Source organism: Flavobacteriales bacterium, assembly GCA_016704485.1.
Lineage (GTDB): Bacteria > Bacteroidota > Bacteroidia > Flavobacteriales_F > PHOS-HE28 > PHOS-HE28.
This window is the reverse complement of the sequence record JADJAA010000001.1, coordinates 815,503-834,756: the sequence shown is the minus strand read 5'-3', so window position 1 is coordinate 834,756 and position 19,254 is coordinate 815,503. Positions and strand designations below refer to the sequence as shown.

General features: G+C 51.8%; 18 protein-coding genes. 7 read left to right on the top strand and 11 right to left on the bottom strand.

The annotated features are described in order from the left end of the window. The first annotated feature begins 8 nt into the window (after positions 1 to 8). The gene (locus IPF95_03615; protein ID MBK6473782.1) at positions 9 to 566 is read left to right on the top strand and encodes a hypothetical protein; all 558 of its coding nucleotides are present in this window, start codon (positions 9 to 11) and stop codon (positions 564 to 566) included. A 4-nt stretch (positions 567 to 570) separates the two neighbouring features. Then, complete coding sequence (locus IPF95_03610) at positions 571 to 2,562, top strand: hypothetical protein (protein MBK6473781.1); 1,992 nt, start codon at positions 571 to 573, stop codon at positions 2,560 to 2,562. 93 nt (positions 2,563 to 2,655) lie between these two features. Here the strand turns inward: IPF95_03610 and IPF95_03605 are convergent, their stop codons facing one another. Genes IPF95_03605 through IPF95_03590 form a run of 4 tightly spaced genes read right to left on the bottom strand, consistent with a single transcriptional unit; the run spans position 2,656 to position 7,784 of the window. Then, positions 2,656 to 3,147 carry a hypothetical protein gene (locus tag IPF95_03605; protein ID MBK6473780.1) on the bottom strand — a complete coding sequence of 164 codons (492 nt, stop codon included), beginning with the start codon at positions 3,145 to 3,147 and terminating at the stop codon, positions 2,656 to 2,658. Between the two features lies 1 nt (position 3,148). Then, positions 3,149 to 5,332 (bottom strand): AAA family ATPase, encoded by a 2,184-nt coding sequence (locus IPF95_03600; protein ID MBK6473779.1) that lies wholly within the window; start codon positions 5,330 to 5,332, stop codon positions 3,149 to 3,151. Next, positions 5,329 to 5,535 carry a hypothetical protein gene (locus tag IPF95_03595; protein MBK6473778.1) on the bottom strand — a complete coding sequence of 69 codons (207 nt, stop codon included), beginning with the start codon at positions 5,533 to 5,535 and terminating at the stop codon, positions 5,329 to 5,331. Before IPF95_03595 ends, IPF95_03600 begins: the two co-directional genes overlap by 4 nt. Before the next feature lie 8 nt (positions 5,536 to 5,543). Further along, the gene (locus IPF95_03590; protein ID MBK6473777.1) at positions 5,544 to 7,784 is read right to left on the bottom strand and encodes a DEAD/DEAH box helicase family protein; all 2,241 of its coding nucleotides are present in this window, start codon (positions 7,782 to 7,784) and stop codon (positions 5,544 to 5,546) included. A gap of 461 nt (positions 7,785 to 8,245) precedes the next feature. On the opposite strand from IPF95_03590, the gene IPF95_03585 reads away from it, so the two are divergent. After that, on the top strand, positions 8,246 to 9,451 hold the full coding sequence (locus tag IPF95_03585; GenBank protein ID MBK6473776.1) for a hypothetical protein: 1,206 nt from the start codon (positions 8,246 to 8,248) through the stop codon (positions 9,449 to 9,451). A gap of 52 nt (positions 9,452 to 9,503) precedes the next feature. Here IPF95_03585 and IPF95_03580 read toward each other — a convergent pair whose 3' ends face one another. Then, positions 9,504 to 10,562, bottom strand: a complete 1,059-nt coding sequence (locus IPF95_03580) for a hypothetical protein (protein ID MBK6473775.1) — start codon at positions 10,560 to 10,562, stop codon at positions 9,504 to 9,506. Between the two features lie 232 nt (positions 10,563 to 10,794). Between IPF95_03580 and IPF95_03575 the strand changes: the two genes are divergently transcribed. Further along, entirely contained in the window at positions 10,795 to 11,790 is a 996-nt protein-coding gene (locus IPF95_03575) for a T9SS type A sorting domain-containing protein (protein ID MBK6473774.1), read from the top strand. Positions 11,791 to 12,065: 275 nt separating this feature from the next. On the opposite strand, the gene IPF95_03570 is transcribed toward IPF95_03575, so the two are convergent. After that, complete coding sequence (locus tag IPF95_03570) at positions 12,066 to 13,238, bottom strand: hypothetical protein (protein ID MBK6473773.1); 1,173 nt, start codon at positions 13,236 to 13,238, stop codon at positions 12,066 to 12,068. Positions 13,239 to 13,346: 108 nt separating this feature from the next. Here IPF95_03570 and IPF95_03565 point away from each other — a divergent pair, with 108 nt between their 5' ends. The 3 genes from IPF95_03565 (at position 13,347) to IPF95_03555 (ending at position 15,870) form a co-directional block, all read left to right on the top strand. After that, entirely contained in the window at positions 13,347 to 13,727 is a 381-nt protein-coding gene (locus tag IPF95_03565; GenBank protein ID MBK6473772.1) for a hypothetical protein, read from the top strand. Further along, entirely contained in the window at positions 13,724 to 15,475 is a 1,752-nt protein-coding gene (locus IPF95_03560; GenBank protein MBK6473771.1) for a T9SS type A sorting domain-containing protein, read from the top strand. The genes IPF95_03565 and IPF95_03560 overlap by 4 nt, the downstream gene beginning before the upstream one ends. 125 nt (positions 15,476 to 15,600) lie before the next feature. Then, positions 15,601 to 15,870 carry a hypothetical protein gene (locus IPF95_03555; protein MBK6473770.1) on the top strand — a complete coding sequence of 90 codons (270 nt, stop codon included), beginning with the start codon at positions 15,601 to 15,603 and terminating at the stop codon, positions 15,868 to 15,870. Between the two features lie 19 nt (positions 15,871 to 15,889). Here IPF95_03555 and IPF95_03550 read toward each other — a convergent pair whose 3' ends face one another. The 5 genes from IPF95_03550 to IPF95_03530 form a co-directional block, all read right to left on the bottom strand. Beyond that, positions 15,890 to 16,240: a carboxymuconolactone decarboxylase family protein gene (locus tag IPF95_03550; GenBank protein ID MBK6473769.1), complete on the bottom strand. Its 351-nt coding sequence runs from the start codon at positions 16,238 to 16,240 to the stop codon at positions 15,890 to 15,892. Positions 16,241 to 16,602: 362 nt separating this feature from the next. Further along, positions 16,603 to 16,917, bottom strand: a complete 315-nt coding sequence (locus tag IPF95_03545) for a phosphoribosylpyrophosphate synthetase (GenBank protein ID MBK6473768.1) — start codon at positions 16,915 to 16,917, stop codon at positions 16,603 to 16,605. Between the two features lie 20 nt (positions 16,918 to 16,937). Beyond that, complete coding sequence (locus tag IPF95_03540) at positions 16,938 to 17,228, bottom strand: cupin domain-containing protein (protein ID MBK6473767.1); 291 nt, start codon at positions 17,226 to 17,228, stop codon at positions 16,938 to 16,940. An 8-nt stretch (positions 17,229 to 17,236) separates the two neighbouring features. Then, positions 17,237 to 17,665, bottom strand: coding sequence for an OsmC family peroxiredoxin (locus tag IPF95_03535; GenBank protein ID MBK6473766.1), 429 nt, complete (start codon positions 17,663 to 17,665; stop codon positions 17,237 to 17,239). 463 nt (positions 17,666 to 18,128) lie between these two features. Then, positions 18,129 to 19,211 carry an FmdC precursor gene (locus IPF95_03530; GenBank protein ID MBK6473765.1) on the bottom strand — a complete coding sequence of 361 codons (1,083 nt, stop codon included), beginning with the start codon at positions 19,209 to 19,211 and terminating at the stop codon, positions 18,129 to 18,131. Positions 19,212 to 19,254 lie beyond the last annotated feature (43 nt).

Here is a 19,254-nt window from a genome sequence, read left to right as displayed (position 1 = left end):
GTTACTTGATGGATTATTTCGACGACCCAATCTCCGGTATTCCGAAAACGAGTGGCGTCTATTATTGGGTGTATTGGCCTGAACTTGATGCGATGAGGTTGTCTGTGATGGAAATCGAGCTCAAACTGATGGAGTATACGGGCAGAAGTCTATTCACGTCAGAGAGAATTACAGGTTTGTATAAATTCCAAGCTGACATTACAGAACAGTGGTTCCCAAACAATGGGCAGATGTTCGGCCTGCCATTACAGAAGGCGCAGGCGCTGCGGCTATTTCTCGGCACTCCTGCAAATGTCAGTGTGTTTTCTGACTTCTTCAAAGAAGTTTGCTTCGCCCGTCCATTCTATGTGGGTAAGGCGAATGATTTGCGATCAAGGCTCGGGAACCAGCACTTCAAGAAGAAGACAGGTGTACTCTCAGAGATTGATGATCGTGGAATCTCCTACTCAGAAATCTGGGTTGGCTGGAAGGAAGTAAAGGATACGAGTGTACCGAACATCAATAATATCTTCGAGGAAATCTTTTCACGAAGAACGAAACCAGGTCTATCTAAAAAGCCGCAGTGATCAAATGAGTGAACAAGACGACCTATCAATTTTCAACGATTCTGCTGCGCATGACATTCCTTCTGGTGGCATTGATCTCTCAACATTATACCGCGCTAGTCTTGGTGGATTTGGAGCAGAAGCATTGACGGCGTATCTGACCAATGCAAGAGTCAAAGATCTTGAAGAGGATTTGCAGGTCTATGAAACCTTGGCCAACGACAAAGAATGGCCAGTGAGTCAAATTATCCAACGTGAAATAGATAGTATTCGAGTTGATGGAATTGCCAAGGACTACATCTTGGGTAAGGGTAGAGGGATCAAATACTTCCCACCCATAATTGTGGCAATTCTTCCTAAGGATGCAAATGGTCGAATTGCGATGAACTTCAATCTATCTAAGGAAGTAGACAAAGGGGTTAGAGAAGCTATTTGGAGCCTCTCTACCCACAAGGGCAATAAGAAAACCCATCAAGTATTTATCGATGCTCCGGACCTCAGTCCCGCCGACGGCTTATTCATGCTGGAAATTTCCAAGTCTTTAGACTATCACCTTTTATGCTGGGACAAGCGCAAGTATTATGCTGTAGTGATTGATGGCCAGCATCGCTTCGATGCACTTCTGAAAAGCAAGGCACTTAATCCGGAGGTTGGTCAGTATACTCAAGACGTTGTCTTTCTGGACTGCGCCAAGCTCAATGCCCCCGGCGCAAAATACCCCATGTCCCCTGTTGAGATTGTCAGAAGAATCTTTGTCGACATTAACACTAACGCTCAGCGCGTAGGTGCCGTCAGACAAATATTGATGGACGACAAAGATTTAGCCTCACTCATTGTACAGTCTCTAGTCGACAGCGCGGAACGAGACGGGGGAAGCAAGCATAAGGACCGCTTCATTCCTTCTATGACGATTGATTGGGACGGACATAGCCTGAAACACTCCTTACCGCACATTACCGGGGTGCTTGCCTTGCATCAAGTTGTTAATGATAATATGCTGCTTGGGGGGGTGTCATCAATTAATGACCTTCGCAACTACAACAGAATAGACAAGTGGGTACGTCGAATGAATGACTTCTTCCGCGTTGATGAAAGAATTAAAAAGGAAGATCGTTGGCGGGATGTCGGTTCCCTAGCAGATGCGTGGAAAGAGTATCAAACTAGCATAGAGATCGCGAATGCGGATACCACGAATGATAACGAAAACTATGAAACGGAGCTGTTCACATATGACTACCGTGTTCTAGAGGTTGCGCTTGACACTTTCAATATGGACTATGCGTCAGGCATAGTGCGCCTCTTCCGCGACTTCGAACCCTATAAGCGATGCGCGGAAATCATCGCCAAAGCTGGCGGCACAGATGAGGCAACGGTTTTGTACAACGCGCTAGTTGCCTCGCGTAACAAATTGAAGCGCACTCCATCCTATAAGCGAGCTCTCTATGAAATTCGACTAGAGCTTGATAAGGCACTATTAGAAGATGGCTACCTTATTTACACGGTGCTTTTTCAAAAGGCTCTATTCGGACTTTACGTACAAAGGCTCGCAGCTCAAATTGGCAAAGGCATAAATAGGTCCGTCATAGATAATGTGACTGAAGAATTCCTGAGGGATGTGAATGCAGTGATAACGCGACTTGCTCATGGCCGCAATAGTCTCTTCGGAAAGAAGGTTGAAGTCGATACATATGAAGAAGAGGATGAACTGTCGTCCTATGGCAATATCGCCACCTCTCTTTGGGAAGGAATCATCTACTCAAACGATAAAATTATCTACAACACCTTTGGCATTCGAAGTCTATCCGCTATCCTGAATTACTTCATTCTGCTTATTTCCAATGCTGATGAATCTAGGGACAATATTCTACAAGACATGCCGTACGTTTTTATGCGAACCTCCCGAATCGTGAAGGCACAGTACCCCTTGTATTCTGATGAACTAGTGCGTGAAACCACAGAGAAGATTCTCAAAGCAAAGAATAAATTCATTCTGTCAAGAGTGCGGAGTAAGAATTAGTCTCCAACCCCCTGCATCAACTCCTGCCCCCTTTTAAGGCATGATGAACCAGAATTAAAAATTGACAATGAGCTTCACCTAAGAGTACCTCCTCTAGCCAAGAAGGTCAAGAAAGCAGTTCTCATTCTCCATAAAAAACGCTGCATCCTCATCTCGCTTTGCACGAATGATGTCGAACCCTCCATTCGCATAGGACTCTAATAAGCTGCGTAGTTCCGTGATCTTGTCCTCTACCTCCTTCTCCTCCATGTGTTCTAATTCATTGAGGTCTAAGTCGGACTTGGCCAATAATGCCATGATGATGTAGTCCGCCACTTCGCTGGGCTGCCAAGATTTTATTTCAATGAACTTCTTCTTATCGGTCCCTCTCGCAATAGGAATGCTATAGTCCTTTTTAAGACCAAGTAACGCAGCGTACATATAGATCTCGTAACGGGTGGAGAAGTACTTGCCTTGTTTCCACTTTGCCTCCTCGGTTTGCGTACCCATCTTACCACCTTGTTCGATGGTGTAATCCAGGATCATTTGAGCGTACTGAGCATCGTACTCCGGTGCCCGTTCTTTGATGCGCGCTAAAAATTCCATATCAATTCAAGGCTTTGATTATCGTGGCCAACGAATTCCGGTTAGCTCGCTCGGCTTCCGGGATCGATGGGGTGATCTCGTACACTTTGCCAAGCTTTATTTCGGGGTCATTGAACAACTGATCGCGCAACGCAATGTTCTTGTAGAACTCTTTGCTCATGATGATACTTTGCCTATAGACCTTACTCACAGTTCTACAGAATCCCAAGGTGTAATCCTCGCCGAATACTGACATAGGTGCATCTGTGATGAGCGTGTAGAGGTCCGTGGCCCGTGTCCCTTGCCGCGCAGAGATAATGGCCATGATGGTGGCTAGCTTTATTAGAATGATATTACCAGTATTCAAATTCAAAAGTGCGTTGCCTTGATCATCTACCAACTCCGGCATATAGTTGCCATTAGCAAGTTCTTTCAAGTGAATAATGCCTCTTGCTGATAGGTTTCCCTTGGTCATATCCGCGTAATGCGTGTTCGCCTCCTTCTCTAACTCGCTCACCAACTGCTTAAAAACACGATCCCGCGTTGAGTGTGTAACCATATGGAACTCAGTGAGGACCTTGACCTTTTCTTCCAAATAAGCAGGTAGTTCACCCGTTACAAGTGCTTGTAGTTGCTCATTGATCTTGTCGCGCGCCTCTTTCAGTGAAGCAATGTCGTGTCCAAGATTCCCTGCTTCCCTATCGAACCTGCGCACATTTTCGCTCTGTGCTGTATAGTCGTGCAGCAGGTTCTTTGCCGCGTTGATGTCCAAGGCTGAGTTTGAGATCAATTCCTGAATACTGGCCGCTAGCTTATCAAGATCCTGACTGATGACCTTCCGGCGCGTTTCATACTTCTTGATCTGCTTACGGGTATTGGCAATGTCACGATCAACCCCTTGCACACTAGGCGCCAGGGCGAGGCCATTATTATACAAACGTTTTAAGTCGGGACTGAAATCATGGACAGTATGCGCTTCTTCTTCAAGGGCCTTGTTCTCATCGTGCGTCCGGTCCAAAAGTTCTTTGATCTTATTCCATGCTTCGCTTCCCCTCTCTGCTACCCGATCGCAAACCAAACAGCGTTCCGCTTCCAACATGCGCTCCACGTGTATGGGCTCAGGAACATCTATTGGTAGTCTGGTCTGCATCTTTCGCTTAAGTTGGGTCTCTTGCTCCAACCTGACCTGTAACTCTGCTCGCAGTTCAAGTTTCTTTTTGTCATAAGCACCGTATTTAATGCTGTACGATGCAAAAAGTGGCTCGGTCCCCTTCAACACCCATTTGCTGGTGAACATTCGCTTGTGGTAGAACATCAACTCCTCGTTGAGGTCCTCATTTACTTGTTCCAAATTGGCAATGGCCTGCTCGCGTTTGCCTTCAAGTTCGCGGATCTGCTCAGCCGCTGCCACACGTTGGATCAAAGCTTCCGAGCGCTCCTCCGCTTCTGCAAGATTGTCCTTCAACTTTAATTCTTGCAGACTATAGGCTTCGATTTTTTCCAGTAACTGTCGACGCTTTAACTCAAGTTCTTCGCTTTGCTCCCTATCCTTGCTCTGCTCTCGAATCTTTTTGTTGTACTCCTTGTCTGCGTCCTCTTTCAGCGATTCAGAGAGACCAACGAGATTATCATAGCGGGCGATGTTCGAAAGCACATTTATTGCTTGAGTAAGCGATGCGTCCTTGTTGAAATCAATAATAGACTCAACTTGCTCACCCTGGAACCACATGTAAGGTTTGATATTGGCAGGTAGTACCGAAGCTTTAATGCGCTCTATCTCTTCCGGGTCATTAATGATACTAGCAGTGAGAATAGACATATCCTTTCGTCGGATGATCAATTCACTACCCTCCTGTTCTTTGACCTCGTCGCTTCTCTTGTGGACACTGTAACGACGCTCAAGTTGGTATTCATGCTCACGTTCATTATGGAAGATGAGCATTACTGAGGCAGTTACCATACCCTCTTCGGTATCGTGGATCGCTTTGTCAGAGACGATCTGCTTCTTCATGAACCGTGTACCAGAGAATTTTTTCAGACTTGAATCGAAGCACTCGTCATACATTACCCAATGGAACGCGTCGAACAATTTGGACTTGCCATAACCATTGTCTCCGATGATCAGATTGATGCCATCGGCAAAAACCATCTTATTGGACCCTGCATAGCACATGAAGTCCCGCAGCTCAATACTCTTCAGTATCATGTGTTGATGTTCAAGGACAGATTTATCTTACGTTCCGTGATGCGTTCAGTCTCATTCGAAGACAGCTCACCTTCGATGGCAAGCTTCAGAACCTCGATCAATTTGACCTTCCTTGGATCACGCCATTTGTAATTCTCAGCCTCTCCGGGCCTTAGATAACCTTGCTCAACGAAAAGGTCATCCGTTAAGAATGTCTTTAGCATTTCTTCCTTCATGAGTCCTTGAGTTGCTGATGGATCGTGTAAATACTTAGATCGTAATGCTTGCAGATCTCTTCGAACACGGCTTCGGTATCGTATGGGTTCATAGAAAGCGATGCAAAGTACATAACGCGTTCCAATTCCTTCTGCACCATACTTCGTTCAACTGAGTATGTCTCCGAGGCTTTTGTTGAAAGCGTCAGATCCGGGATTACGACCAGGTCATGGATCACGGCCTGATACTTCTCAGGGTGCCTCCTTAATATTCTGCCTCTTCTCTGGATGAATTGGCGGGGGTTACCCGTACTTGAACAGAAGATCGCGTGCTGGGCGCGTGGGATGTCCACGCCCTCATCCAAGCATTTCATTGAGGCGATGACTTGGATATCACCGTCGCGAAATTGATCGAGCACCGCATCGCGGTTCGGCATCGAGCTCACGAATTTATTCACCATGATATTACTGCTAATGCTACCAACCATGCGGGTATACTGATCGATGATCCTCACCTCTTCCACACTTTCATCGCCGGTATCGTCATCAGTTGTCTTCTCCAATCGATTGCCCTCAGGAACATAGATGAACGTGTAACTGAGGTTACCGTCCTTGCGGAAACGCTCCTCCAATATCTCCTTTGCCGAGTCCATCTTGAACTTGGCCTTGTGAATGATCTGTTTGCGTTTTAGAAGTAAGCGCTCAATGATGTCACCCTTGTCCCCCGCAGCCTGGTTCATCCCCGCCAGCTTCGATAGTTTTTTGGAGATCTCTACATACTCTATCAGCTCATCACTGTCCAAATTAACAATATGCGGGTAGTAATAGTATTTGCACAAGATCCCTTCTTCTATAGCGCGCTCCATCGAGAAGCTGTAGGTATAGGGTTCCTTGTCACCGAAGAAAGCCTCCATCGCTTCACTTCCTTCGGGATCATAGATGCGCTTTGGTGTCGCTGACAGCCCGATGCGTTTCCGAGTAGGGATCGTCGCAAGCTTGTTCAGGACTGAGGCCGACCCGACGTTATGCGCCTCGTCGGCTATGAACAGCGTGTCTTGAGGAAGTTGCTTGACGTACTTCAGAAAGCGCGCCTTTACGAATGAAGCATATGTGCTAATGATCAAAAACGACGTGGGAATGCGCCGAGCGTCAGAAAGGGTTGTAGCCAGTCGCTTTTCCCACTGTTCCTTGGAGGAAACTTTGATAACTTCCTGAAAGTTGAAACTCCGAGCTTCATCTTCCCACTGGTTCACCAATGTGATGGTCGGTACCAAGATGAGTGCATGATAGGTGCCATTGGGGTCCCTGCTTGCTTCTTGCAACAAGCAATTCAATGATGTAATGGTCTTCCCGGTGCCGGTCGCCATCGCGAAGATTCCTCCATGGTCATTAGCTACCCAATTCTGATACGCATCTATTTGATATTGTCTTGGACCTGATGGATATGGGAAGCGCGGTCGAGATGTCAATTCGTCCACATCTTCTTCCAACTTGCGCACAAGACGCTTAAGCGTAGGTGTATTGGACATCCGCTCACGCTTGGAAAGCAGGTCGCGTTCATTGCTAAGCAGCTCATTCAAGTCCTTGTTTCCGAATTCGCGCAGGATGGCGACCTGCACGTCGTGGATCGGAACGTATTCGACAACGTCACTATCCCCGTTAAGCATCTTCTCGAAGTACTCACTTTGATTTTTAAGGAAAGCAGATGATCGACCGTTCTCCCACGAAAGAAAAGCATCCAGCTCCTCTAGATTCTCAAGCATTCCAAATGCCGTGAAATTGCACGATGCCTTAAATCCAACCTCGTTCAGCCCATCCGAGAAAACACCCGATTTGTAATGAGCGATGCCTCGCAGTTCCTTCGGCTTTACAATAACGAACTGGATACGCCTCTGAGCGACCAGCCATGCAAAACATTCAAAGAAATGTCGTCCTGTTTCATCAAGAGTGTTTCTTAGCGTTCGAATATCGCTGAGGTCCAAAACGTCATCCGGTAGCTCTCCACCTTGCCCGATCTCAATGGCTTGTTTGTCTGCCGGGGAGAGTATGTTGTTAGCGACCACCCGCAAAGTGCCTCCGGAATGCAAGAACTTGGCGAAGCCCAAGGCTAGGACGTTGATAGCAGAAGAGCTGAAATAGCCCAAAAGGAGGTCCAAACGAATACTATTGGACAACGCCGTCAAATAGAACTCCAATGGTTCATGGGCTGTTCCAGTCCGATAAGAAAGGTTTTCAGCCCATTTGTTCTTATTCAACATGCAACCAAATCTGTTTGGGTTAACGTTCCAATTTGTTTGAGCAAGTGTTGTTCGAAGGAGTTTCGATCATGTTCCTCAGTTTGCAAAAAAATGAGTTGTATTGTTCGGTACCAAAGATGGGCGAATATTCGTGTTACTGAAAGAATCACCGTGGATCTTCTTTTTCGTGGTCAAACAAGGCTTGGGTCGTTTAGAAAAACAGGTGTTAATTGCAGCCGTTCTTTTGCTTAATCGCGTCTTGGTATTGAGTGTATTGTCAGGAATGCCGCCCAGCGAGACATAAAGGATTTCTCGCGTAGCTCCTTGTGAAAAGAAAACTGGAGTACTGCCAGATACTCGAGCGAACCATAGCCAGCGGACTCACTTTAGACCCAGCTCACCAAACCCCCAAAGCAGCAAAAACCCCACCACACCACGTCCAACATTCACCCCATACTTACTTTGCCACCAACAACTTCAAAATGCCCCGCACCCTCTCCCTCTGCATCCTCCTACTTTGCTACTTCAGCACCAATGCGCAATGGACGCAGCGCACAAGCCCTACAACCCAGCCGCTCTATGCTGTGCAGTTCGTGAATGACACGGGGTATGCGGTGGGGTATTACGGCACGGTGATCCGCTCTACGGACCGTGGGTTGAGTTGGGCTGCCATGCCTTTCCCTAACAGTGGCGATCTGCACGATGTGTATTTCCACGATGCGCTCAACGGTTTTGCGGCGGGTGATAGTGGGCTGTTCCATACGGTTGATGGAGGCGGTTCTTGGGATGCGGTGGTAACACCGTTGCAGGAGCCGTGGCGGTGCATCACTTTCGTTTCCGCGCAGGTCGGTTTCTGTGGTGGCGGCTGGTTCGGCACGGGTGCGTTGTTGCGCACGCTGGATGGTGGCGCAACGTGGGACGTTGTGTTCAGCGGTGCGGAGATACCCGTTTCCGCCATTCAATTCCCCAGTGCGGATACGGGCTATGCGGTGCAGTACAGCTACAGTTGGGAAGTGCTGAAGACCACCGATGGCGGCGCGAATTGGAGCGCACTGCCGATACAGCCGATGAGCAGCCTCACCAACTTGGAAGGCCTGCATTTCCTGGACGTGGATAATGGCTACGTTGGTGGCTGGTACCTCCCGGCCTTCCTCCACACGGTGGATGGCGGCGTCTCCTGGAGTGAAGTGGTTCCGGGCGGATCCATGAACGTGTATGGCATAGACTTCACGACCTCCCAACAGGGGATCGCAGTGGGTACGCTTGGCGCCATCCTTCACACCTACAACGGCATCGATTGGTCGGACGAGGCGTTGCCCGGATCCACGGAGGATAATTACGCGGTGGACATGTTGGATGATACCACCGCCATCGTAGTGGGCGGCGGCGGGCAAGTACTTCGCTGGAGGTCCGCCACTACGGGGATCTCGGCCAGTGTTCATGAAAACACGGGACTCACAGTGCACCCATCACCCGCAACGGATTGGCTGGTTGTGGATGCCGAAAAAGCGTTACCCGAAGGCACGCGTTTCGAACTGCGCGATGTAAGCGGCAACATGGTGTACAGCACAGCGGCACGCACCCATGCGCGCATGGAAGTAGGAGACGTGGCTGCAGGCAACTACGTATGGCGCTGCGCGGTGAAGGGTAGTACGTTGGCCAGTGGAAAGGTGGTGTTGACGCGCTGATGCATTACGCGTACAGCGTATGTTGTTGATCAAGTGATGGCGCTGCAAAGCATCAGTCTATCCGGAAGGGCTGTGTCGGCATGCGCTCCATGTTGGCGCCCATGAACACCAAGCGATAATTCCCCGGCACCAGTTCGCCCTGTCCTTCGCGGGAGTTCGCACGCACCCACCATGCTAGTGGGATCATTACGGGGTGGTCCGTCCAGTCCGCCCACGGCATGCCACAGTCCATCTGTATCAGCTCGAAGGGAATGCGCTCCACCCAGCTGGTATCGGTGCGCAGCTCCACGCCATAGAGCGGCATCCCGCTGGCGCAACTGCCGTTCAGCATCACGCGTCCGCTGATGCGCACCCACACGTTGCCGTCAACAACACTGTCCACGTTCACTTCGATCATCCCGGGCCGTTGCGCGATCTCGCTTTCTATTTCCTCTTGTGTCGGCGTGTGTGGTGGTTCCGTAGTGCGCGGCGGCACAGGTGGCGGTTGCGCACGGTAATAGGCCTCTTGCTCCTTCAGTTGCTTGGCGTAAGCCGCTTTTTCCGCGGCGATCAAACGCAGTGCCAGCTGGTTCGCCGCTTTGGTACATCGTGGTTCCTTTAGCAGTTCCTCTAGGGCGTAATGCCCCTTTCGGAAGCGGACCACTTCCGGCGTGTCGCGGTCCCAACGTTCGTAGGCGCGTTCCCGCAACGGCTCCATGTGTTCCGGCAGGTCGATCCGCATCGTATCCGAAACAGCTATAACAAGTAGGTAAGACTCCACGTGCTCGCCTTCCACCGGAGCATAGACGAGCCATGGCGCCTTTGGATCCGTGAATAGCGATCCGCCTTTCAAGGGAACGATCACCGCTGGTCCTGCATACGAGCGGTGCACCCCCACATACGGCAGCAACTCCTGGTAGTGATGTTCCACACGATGTTCCTGCGTGAACGGGCGGAGCGGCGCAGCATGCGTTGCAAGCGTGAAGGTGAAGCGCGGCATCCCGGGTTGCGCAACCGATCCGGCGGCAACGAACAAGAGGATGAAGGTGAGTGTGCGCATCGGGAACGGTACACCAAAGATGAGGATCCGTTCATTGCTACCTACAACTGCGTACGGACCTACAAGCTTCATCCTGGTACCAGCAACAGGACCTCAGATACGGTCGTTGGGCAATGAAGGAGCAGGACGATAATGGGCGTGATCGGGGAGGCGGGTCAGGTCCGGTGAACGATGATCACTTTTCGGCTGCCGCCGATGCTTTCCACAGATGACCCAGAGGACACAAATAATTCTGACCGACCCATTCCTTGGGGGCAACGACCCTTTAATTTTGTACCCGTCTTTCTTCAAAAGAGATCCAACCATGCGAAGTACACTACTCATCGTTTCCCTGTTCGTCACCACCCTGATCCATGCCCAGTGCCTGACGTTCGATGGGATCGACGATCAGGGGCAAGTACCCAACACGCAGCTGAATGCCATCGGCATGGGTGATTTCACGGTGGAGGCTTGGATCAATGGAGTGGAAGCAGAGCAACTCAACCATGCCTACCTGTTCTCCAACCGCGTGGACGGCTTCGGTTTCATGCTCTTTTTCCATGGCCCTTGGGGTGGTGCCAACTACAAGATGCTTTGCTTGCAGTTCAACGGCGTCAACTACTTGGTGATCGACAACGGTACCTTCAACGGCAGCCTGCTCGACGGCTCGTGCCACCACGTGGCCATCACGCGACAAGCAGGGACGCTTTATTTCTACGCCGACGGCAGCCCCATAGGAAACCGCATCATTGATGGAACACCAACGGCCGCCACAAGCGCGGCAACCGCATCGATCGGTAGTGACGCCTCGGATAGCTACCCTTTCAAAGGCAACATCTCCGAGCTGCGCATTTGGAACTATGCACGCACGGGGGCGGAGATCCAAGGCAGCATGAATGTGAGCGTACCCGCGAACTCCAGCGGCCTCACAGGCTACTGGCCCATGAACGACAACGGCCAGAACATCACGGACCTCACCGGAACGTCGAGCGGCTTCACCGGCACCTCCAATGTCACTGATGCCTCGGATCCCAATTGGACGAACAATTGCTGCAGCCTGGTCCCGGTGGAGCAATTGTCCCCCGCCGATCCCATCCGCGTGTACACCAACGGCAGTGGCCAATTGGTAGTGGAGTTCCCAAGCTCGGGCCGTGCGGATGTCACCATCATGGATGACCTCGGTCGCATTGTACTTAACAGCACGACCACGGGTACGGCCGTGATCGACCTGCGGCCCTTGGCGGCCGGAGCCTACGTGGCCCGCGTGGATGCTGCCGGCATGGTGCGCGCTGCCCGCTTCGTGGTAGAAGGCCTGCATTGATCGCACTGCTTCCTAGGCGTCCGGCTCCGGTGTTCCACGGGTGCCGGACGCTTGGCCTTGGAGGCTTTCTCCGCTGCCACACCATCCCTGATCAACCTGATCGGGCGTGGGATGGGGTTACGGCTTCAAGGGTGGCCCCCCACCTCCATACCTTGAACAGCCGGGCGATCTCTTCCCGGTCCGGCGGATCGGTCCATTGCGCGGTCTCCGCGGGCTGGTAGGTCACCAGCATGCGCGCGTTCGGTGTGTTGGATGCAGGCATGCGGCTCACTGCTCTACAACACGCTGCCTGGTGCACGCTGCAGTTCCTTGCGAAGTTCTTCCGTGAGGTTTTCCGGAGTTATGCCGCGGGCAGCAAATGCGGGCCATGGATCCGCACCCGCCGCCAACACGTTGAAGAGTCCTGCTTTGCCAGAAGTGCGAAGGACGCGTTCACACAGAAGCGCACCGATCATATACGGTACGCTGGTGTACTCATCGATATCATCCCGGTCGTAGGTATTGCAGCGGTCGCGGAGATTCAACGCGGGATCGGATCGGAGGTAACGTTCCATGTTCGCACGGTGCCATGCATACGGATATTCGGTACTGCCACCGATCAGTGTGGCCAGTCCTTCATTCAGCAAGTCGGGGCATGTCGTGAACTTCCGTGCGATGAAGAGGTGTACCACTTCATGCGTGTAGATGTCCTTGTTATTGCCGGCATACACGTTATCACCTTCATCCACCATGCCGCCGGAAGGGATGGTGTGCATGAGCGGATGATCCTCGAACCCTTTCGCTGTGAACAGGTCCACCGGATCCGCGAACGCATAATAGGTGATCGGAAAAGCGGGGATGTCGAAGAAGGCCGTGAGTTGCTGCACCACGTCATGTTGTTCCTGCGCCTGCACCGCGTTGAACGTGTGCTTCGGAGAGATCACGTACGTGAGTTGATCCAACGTTCTTCGCTCCCACGTGCTGGTAAAGTGCGTGATCGGGAACGATAGACGCGCACCATCTTCAGTAGCGCGCGCAAGGAAGTTGAACGTATAGCGCGGTGTGCTTTCGGTACCGGGCGTCGCCCAACGTACGCGCAACATCATAGCATCGTTCACGGGTGTAATGGACAGCAGGGTGGGCAAGAACCGAACGTCGCCCACACTGTCGAATTCGGCGTAATACAATTCACTGTAGGGCGCGCCGTACTGCTCCAGATCGGGTGCATACCAAAAGTCGTTCCCTGCTTCCGGATCCAACTTCTTCTTGAAGAACCTGCGCAAGCAAGCGATCGCTTCCCGGTTGGTCGCATCTACGGTATCCACTGCAGGGGCAATGCGCAGATCGCTCTCCGTTAGGCGCACGTGTGCCTGTTGTTCCACCACCGGTGTGCTCACTGCTTCGTTCGCGGGTGCCCCGCAGGTGAAGGGCAGTGCGGCTAGCGCGAGTGCTGGAAGTAGGAGGCGCATCGGCGTAAAAGTAGCGGGTTGCGGAAGGACGCAGTGACGTACTGATGCAGATCGGCCTCAACGAAACATTACTGATGGAAATCGAAATGTTCTCTTACATTGCTGATCATGTTGCGTTCCGCTGCGCATGCGATCACCCTGTTCTGCTGTATCCTTTTTTGGGGTGCGGTGGGCATTGCACAGCCATCCGCATCCGCGCTGAACCGGATACAAACAGTTGTTGAAGGTGTACGAACGCCGCAACACGCCCATCAAGCAGCCATTATCCTGCGTGCACGACCCGGTGTGGTGATGTGCAGGGTGGATCACAACACACGCAACATTCTGCTGCATGTGGATCCTGCATGCACCCTCAGCGAAACGGAAATGAACGTGCTCCTCGCTCCGGTGGAAATGTCCGTCCATTGCTTCACACGCAGTCCATCCATTGATGCGCCCTTTCGCAAATTGGATCCGAAGAACTGTGGCATACTACCTCCGCGTAAATGAGGTTCGCGATCATTGCTTCCATCATCATCGGGTGTGCGGTGGCACCTTCCGGAACGGTGCGCGCGCAATGCACCAACTACACCATTACCGTTGGTGGTGGCCTCTATGACTTTGAGGTCAGTTGGAACATGGTGAATGAACTGGGTGCTGTTGTCGCCAGCGGATTTGCACCGACCACCGTTACCGCGTGCCTGCCGGATGGATGCTATCAACTCAACCTCTACGACAGTTTCGGCGACGGATGGAATGGAGCCACGTATTCCGTGGCCGTTACCGCTACGGGTGTGCTGGTCGGCTCAGGCACGTTGGCCAATGGGAGTTCGGGTACCATGCAGGTCTCGTTGGGTGGTGGATGCTCCAGCGGTGATTGCGACATGTACACCATGGTGGTCACAGCGGGGCTTTATCCCACTGAAGTAAATTGGAATCTTGTCACCGGTCCGGGCATTGTCGCCACAGGCTTTGCACCGACCACTTTAATGATGTGTTTGGATACGGGCTGTTACACCATGCAGCTATTCGATGCCTTTGGCGATGGGTGGAATGGTGCCACGTGGACGTTGAACAATGCGGGAGGCGCTTCCGTGGGATCAGGTACGCTCGGTACAGGCAGCATTGGGCAGGCCACGTTCCCCATCGGTGTGCCGGCTGCGAATTGCGCAAGTGCGGGTCCCATCACTGCAAGCGATTGTCCGGAGGCTGTGAATATTTGCACCAACATCAATTTCTCAATAGACCCTAACGGCATCGGTTCCATGAATGAGATACCGTCAGTGGGCTCTTACGGTAATCCGCTTTTTTACTACGGAGATGGATCACCCAGTCCGTGGGGTTCCGACAATGAAGGGTGCTTGCTGAACAATGAACTGAACAGTACGTGGATGGTGGTGAACATATCGCAAGGCGGGATGCTGGAATTCACGTTCGGTGGGTTGAGCACACAGGTAGGGTTCTATGATTGGATCATGTATCCGTATTCGTCTTCTACGTGCAGTGCCATACCGGCCAATACACAAGCGCCCGTGTCCTGCAATTGGAATTGGGTCAGCTATGGAGGAACGGGTCTGGCCTCCACAGTGCCAAGTGGCGGCGATGCCGGGAATTTCGAACCTCCATTGGCGGTGCAGACCGGTGATCAATACATCATCTGCTTCAGTAACTGGAGTTCGGTCTCCACCGTTGTGCCCCTTCAGTTCGGCGGCACTGCGGTGGTCAGTTGCGAACCACTACCCATTGAACTGCTGGCCTTCCATGCCAAGCGAACAGAGGGTGGCATCCTGATGGATTGGTCCACTGCATCGGAAAAGAACACGTCCCACTTCGTTGTGCAACGTTCCGCGGATCTGATGGAATGGGAAGGAATAAGTGAGCTTCGCGCAGCGGGTTCATCGTACACCACACTGGCCTATAGGTACTTGGATGCCGAGCCTATTGATGGCGTGAACTACTACCGATTGCAAATGGTGGACATGGACGGTACGATGGAGTTTTCCCCAATAGAACAAGCAACCTGGTCCTTGTCCGGAATGTTCGCTTACCCGAACCCGAACAGGGGAGCATTTCAGGTGCATGCGCCCAGCGGCGAAGTAGAGATCATGGATGCCATGGGCAGAACGGTATACAGATCATCAGCATCGACCGTTGGAAATGCCGACCCCTCGGTGCAGTTAACTACGCCGGGCATCTATACCTTGGCAAGCAGTGATGGCGCTGATCGCGCGACCACACGGATCGTGGTGTTCGAATAGGAACGGTTGCGGCGTTCTGGATCGCATCTTCTGCGCAACCTATTTCAGGTCAATGCATGCAACGCCACATACAGTGAAGTTGATCCAAATGGCAAAAGCGGAATACACTCCTCAAGACAACGAACATGAACGATCTAGCACAACAGATCCCTCAGCTTATAGGTGCTGCCTTGCAGCTCACCGCTTTCGGTGCGGGACAGTTCGGTTGGCTGAATGCGAAAGCGGCGCCCTACCTTCTGTTGAACATACTAGGCTCGTTACTATTGCTCATCGACGCGATCGGCATGATGGCCTGGGGCTTCATCATCCTTGAGTTCGCTTGGCTGTTGATCGCGTTGGTAGGTCTTTGGCGAACACGGAAGATCGCCGGAAGGAGTAGAGCACGGAGTAACTAGTGGAGCAGTTCCATGCTGCTCAGCCGTGTTGTTCCTGTTTCATCATTTCATCGATGGCGATGGCGGCATGTGCTGTGGCTGCACCTGCGCGCATTTCGGCAGCGATCCAGATCGCTTCCATCATTTCTTCTTTGGTGGCTCCTTTGCGCATGGCATCCTTGGTATGCGATCGTATGCAATAAGGACATTGCGTAACGTGCGCGATGGCCAGTGCAATAAGCTGCTTGGTCTTAGCGGGCAGGGCACCTTCCTGCAATACGGTACGGCTGAAATTGCGCCACGCTTCCATGGCAGCAGGCGCCAAGCGTTCCTGCATCTGAATCCCTTCACGTGTGGCTTTAGGGAACAGGTGGTCGTGTTCGTTCTCCATTGGTTCGTTCGTTAGGTGTTGTTCCTATTCGGCTTTACCGCGTACCTGAATACAGTTGGCCCACGGCCGATGCAGCTGCGCGTTAGCTGAGCAGTGTTCTAGTGATCTGCTACATGCGAAGTATGCACACTTCGCGACCAGGGTAGTGGTGCAAGGTCACGGTTTACGTGTTCCTTCATGCAGCGGTGCAACAGCGTTCAGCGGTCGCTCCGGTCACGCTCCTATTCGGTCAAGGATCGTGTTGTCGATCGCTTCATGAGCGCACGGACAACGCACGGGCAGTAGGGTGCCGGGCCCTTGAAACTTCCAGTGGCGTGGTGATGCAAACGATGTATTGCTCTATCGCGCCCATCGTGTTATTCTTACGTGTGGTGCCGGTGCAGGTGCTTTACGATCGCTGCCATGGCGCCATCGGAATAGGTTCCGAAAGCATTCACCACAACACCTTTCACGGTGTGCAGTTCGGATGAAACGGCATAGACGATCATTTCATCACCGGGATCGGAATTGCCCTCGAAGCGATAGACCTCGTCGATCTGGAACTCCTCCGGTCGCAGGTTCAACGAAGTGTCGTGGCACACTAGACATTCCTCATCAGCCTGGGCATTGAAGTCCAAGGTGTATCCCCGTTGCTTCAGACCCTTGATCGCTTCGGTAACCGTGTCGTAGTTGTACATCACCTCAGGTTTAATACGGGTTAAAATTCCAACGTCGCGTTGCGCTCCATCACCACCGTGGCTTTAAAGGTATGGCCTATCCGCAGTGAATGGGGTTTGCCAGCAGGTATCAGAAAACTGGAGCCTGCTGCCAACTCCGTGTTACCATCCTTCATCTCAATGGTGGCGGATCCTTCGCTGACCGAAACGATGGCCTCACTGGTGCAATAATGTTCAGGCATGAAGGCTCCAGCGACGGCCGTGACCTGCAGCATTTTGAATTGTTCGCCCACGTGGAGTGGTTTCAATTCTGGTTTTGCTTTTGTTTCCATTGTTGTTTTTAGTTCACGAGTTCTGTTTCCGCTGTGATCTTGGCGGTGCCTCCTGCATAGAGGCGAGAGATAGGACACTTCTCCTTGGTAGTGGCACCCAGTGCCTTCAATTTTGCTGCATCAAGGCCAGTGCATTTCACCTTACAGTGCAGGGTGATCGTGGTGATGTGCGGACCAGTGTCATCTTTGGCAATGGTCACTTGCGCGGTGGTATCAATGCTGGTAGGGCTCAAACCTTCCTCGGTGAGCAACAGCGACAGGTACATGCTGAAACAACCTGCGTGTGCGGCACCCACAAGTTCTTCCGGGTTCGTTCCGCCTCCACCCTCGAAACGGGATGCGAAGGTGTAAGCTCCTTCATATCCGGTGAAGCGCATGGTGCCTTCTCCTTCTTTGATCGTGCCCTTCCATTGGGCGGTTGCTTTTGCGGTTGACATCGTAGTAAGGTTTAGTGCTTATGGAACACAAAGTTACCGTGCTAATCCTATTTCAGACAAGATTGTCCTAATTTAACGTTAGCGGGATGATACGCGGTAAGCGGAACCAGGGCTATCGCCTCTTAAAGTTCAGGCAACCGTATTTCTGCGACCCTTTCTGGGTCGAAATGCTTGCTGGGCATGGCCGCGATCTAATTTCTGTGACCCATTTCAGGGTCGAATAATGCAGATGCTTCGACCCTGAAATGGGTCGTATAGATTAGTAAAACAGAATACGATACCCGTCTTTCGACCCGGAAAGAGTCGCAGGATTTGAGTTTCAATGAATACAAAAGTTTAAGAGGCTATAGCCCTGTAAGCGGAACAAGTCCTACCAACACGCAGTTGCGGAATAGCTTGGTGCGTTGAAAGGAGAGGAATGCACGCTGCATGTATTCAGCATTGATGTGCTGATCCGTTCTCGCTAGAACGCCAACTCCACTTGCAACCGACTGCGGTAGGCATCCGGACGGTACTGTTCCGTGAGCAAGGAGAAGTCCAGCTGCACCTTGAGGTTATGCCCAGAAACGTATTTGGAAATACCGAACGTGCTCTCGGTGAGCGGTGTTCTGCCGGTTTCTTTTTCCGGTTCGAACGCGCTGTAGCGTCCGGCCAATTCCCAATTGTTCTTGAAGAGGTAGCCGCCTTGCAGGTTGTATCCGTAGCCAGTGCGGACTGCACCCGTGCGTATGCCCGCACTATCGAACACGCTCGGCGATCCATCCGTTGCTTCTTTATGACCGTACTCGCCCAAGAAATAGATACCTCGGTATTTGAATGTGATATCGGCGAAGAAGGCCTGTAGGCTTCGGGTCTCTGTTAGCACGGTGCCCCATGATCCACGGTCCTGGAAACCATTCGCGTTATGGTCGTACGCCAGTCCGATCAGGATCTTGGGCGTACGTTCCCGTTCCATATCGGTCTCGGTGGTTCGCCCGTCATTGAAGAACGTGCCCAACGGAAAAGCTTCCACACGCGCGGTGAATTCACCACCGGTACTTCTACCACGGTCGCGGATACCATCACCTTGGCTATAGGCAAGAGCCCAATGCAATGGCATGTTGCCAAGAAGCAGGCTGTGGTGCAGTTGCACGCCCATTTCACGATCAAGGTTCAGCTGGGTGTTCATGATCGAACGGTCCACCAATTGCATGGTCTGCGAAGACGTGATGCGTTGGATATTTCCCGGAAGTTTTGCCTGCCCGAACCAGAGGTGGAATTGGCCTGCGAAGTTCCATTTGATCACCGCATCGCGGATGTAATTACCCGCAAGGTCATACTCCAACTTATAGACCAGTTTTGGAGAGAACACCCACCCATCCAATTTGGCGCGACAGCGGCGTATGGACCAGTCTTCTTGAAAGCTGTTCGTTGCATCCACATACGTGCCGGTGAAATTCGGTTGTATCCGTAAACGGAACTGCACATAGAACGTTGAGTCCTTTGTTAAAAAGCGTAGTCCATTCCCGAGTGTAGTATTCGTAACATCGACCTGCGCGTTGGTCATGTGCGAATGAAAGATGAAAATGAAAAGATCACCAGAAAGAAAG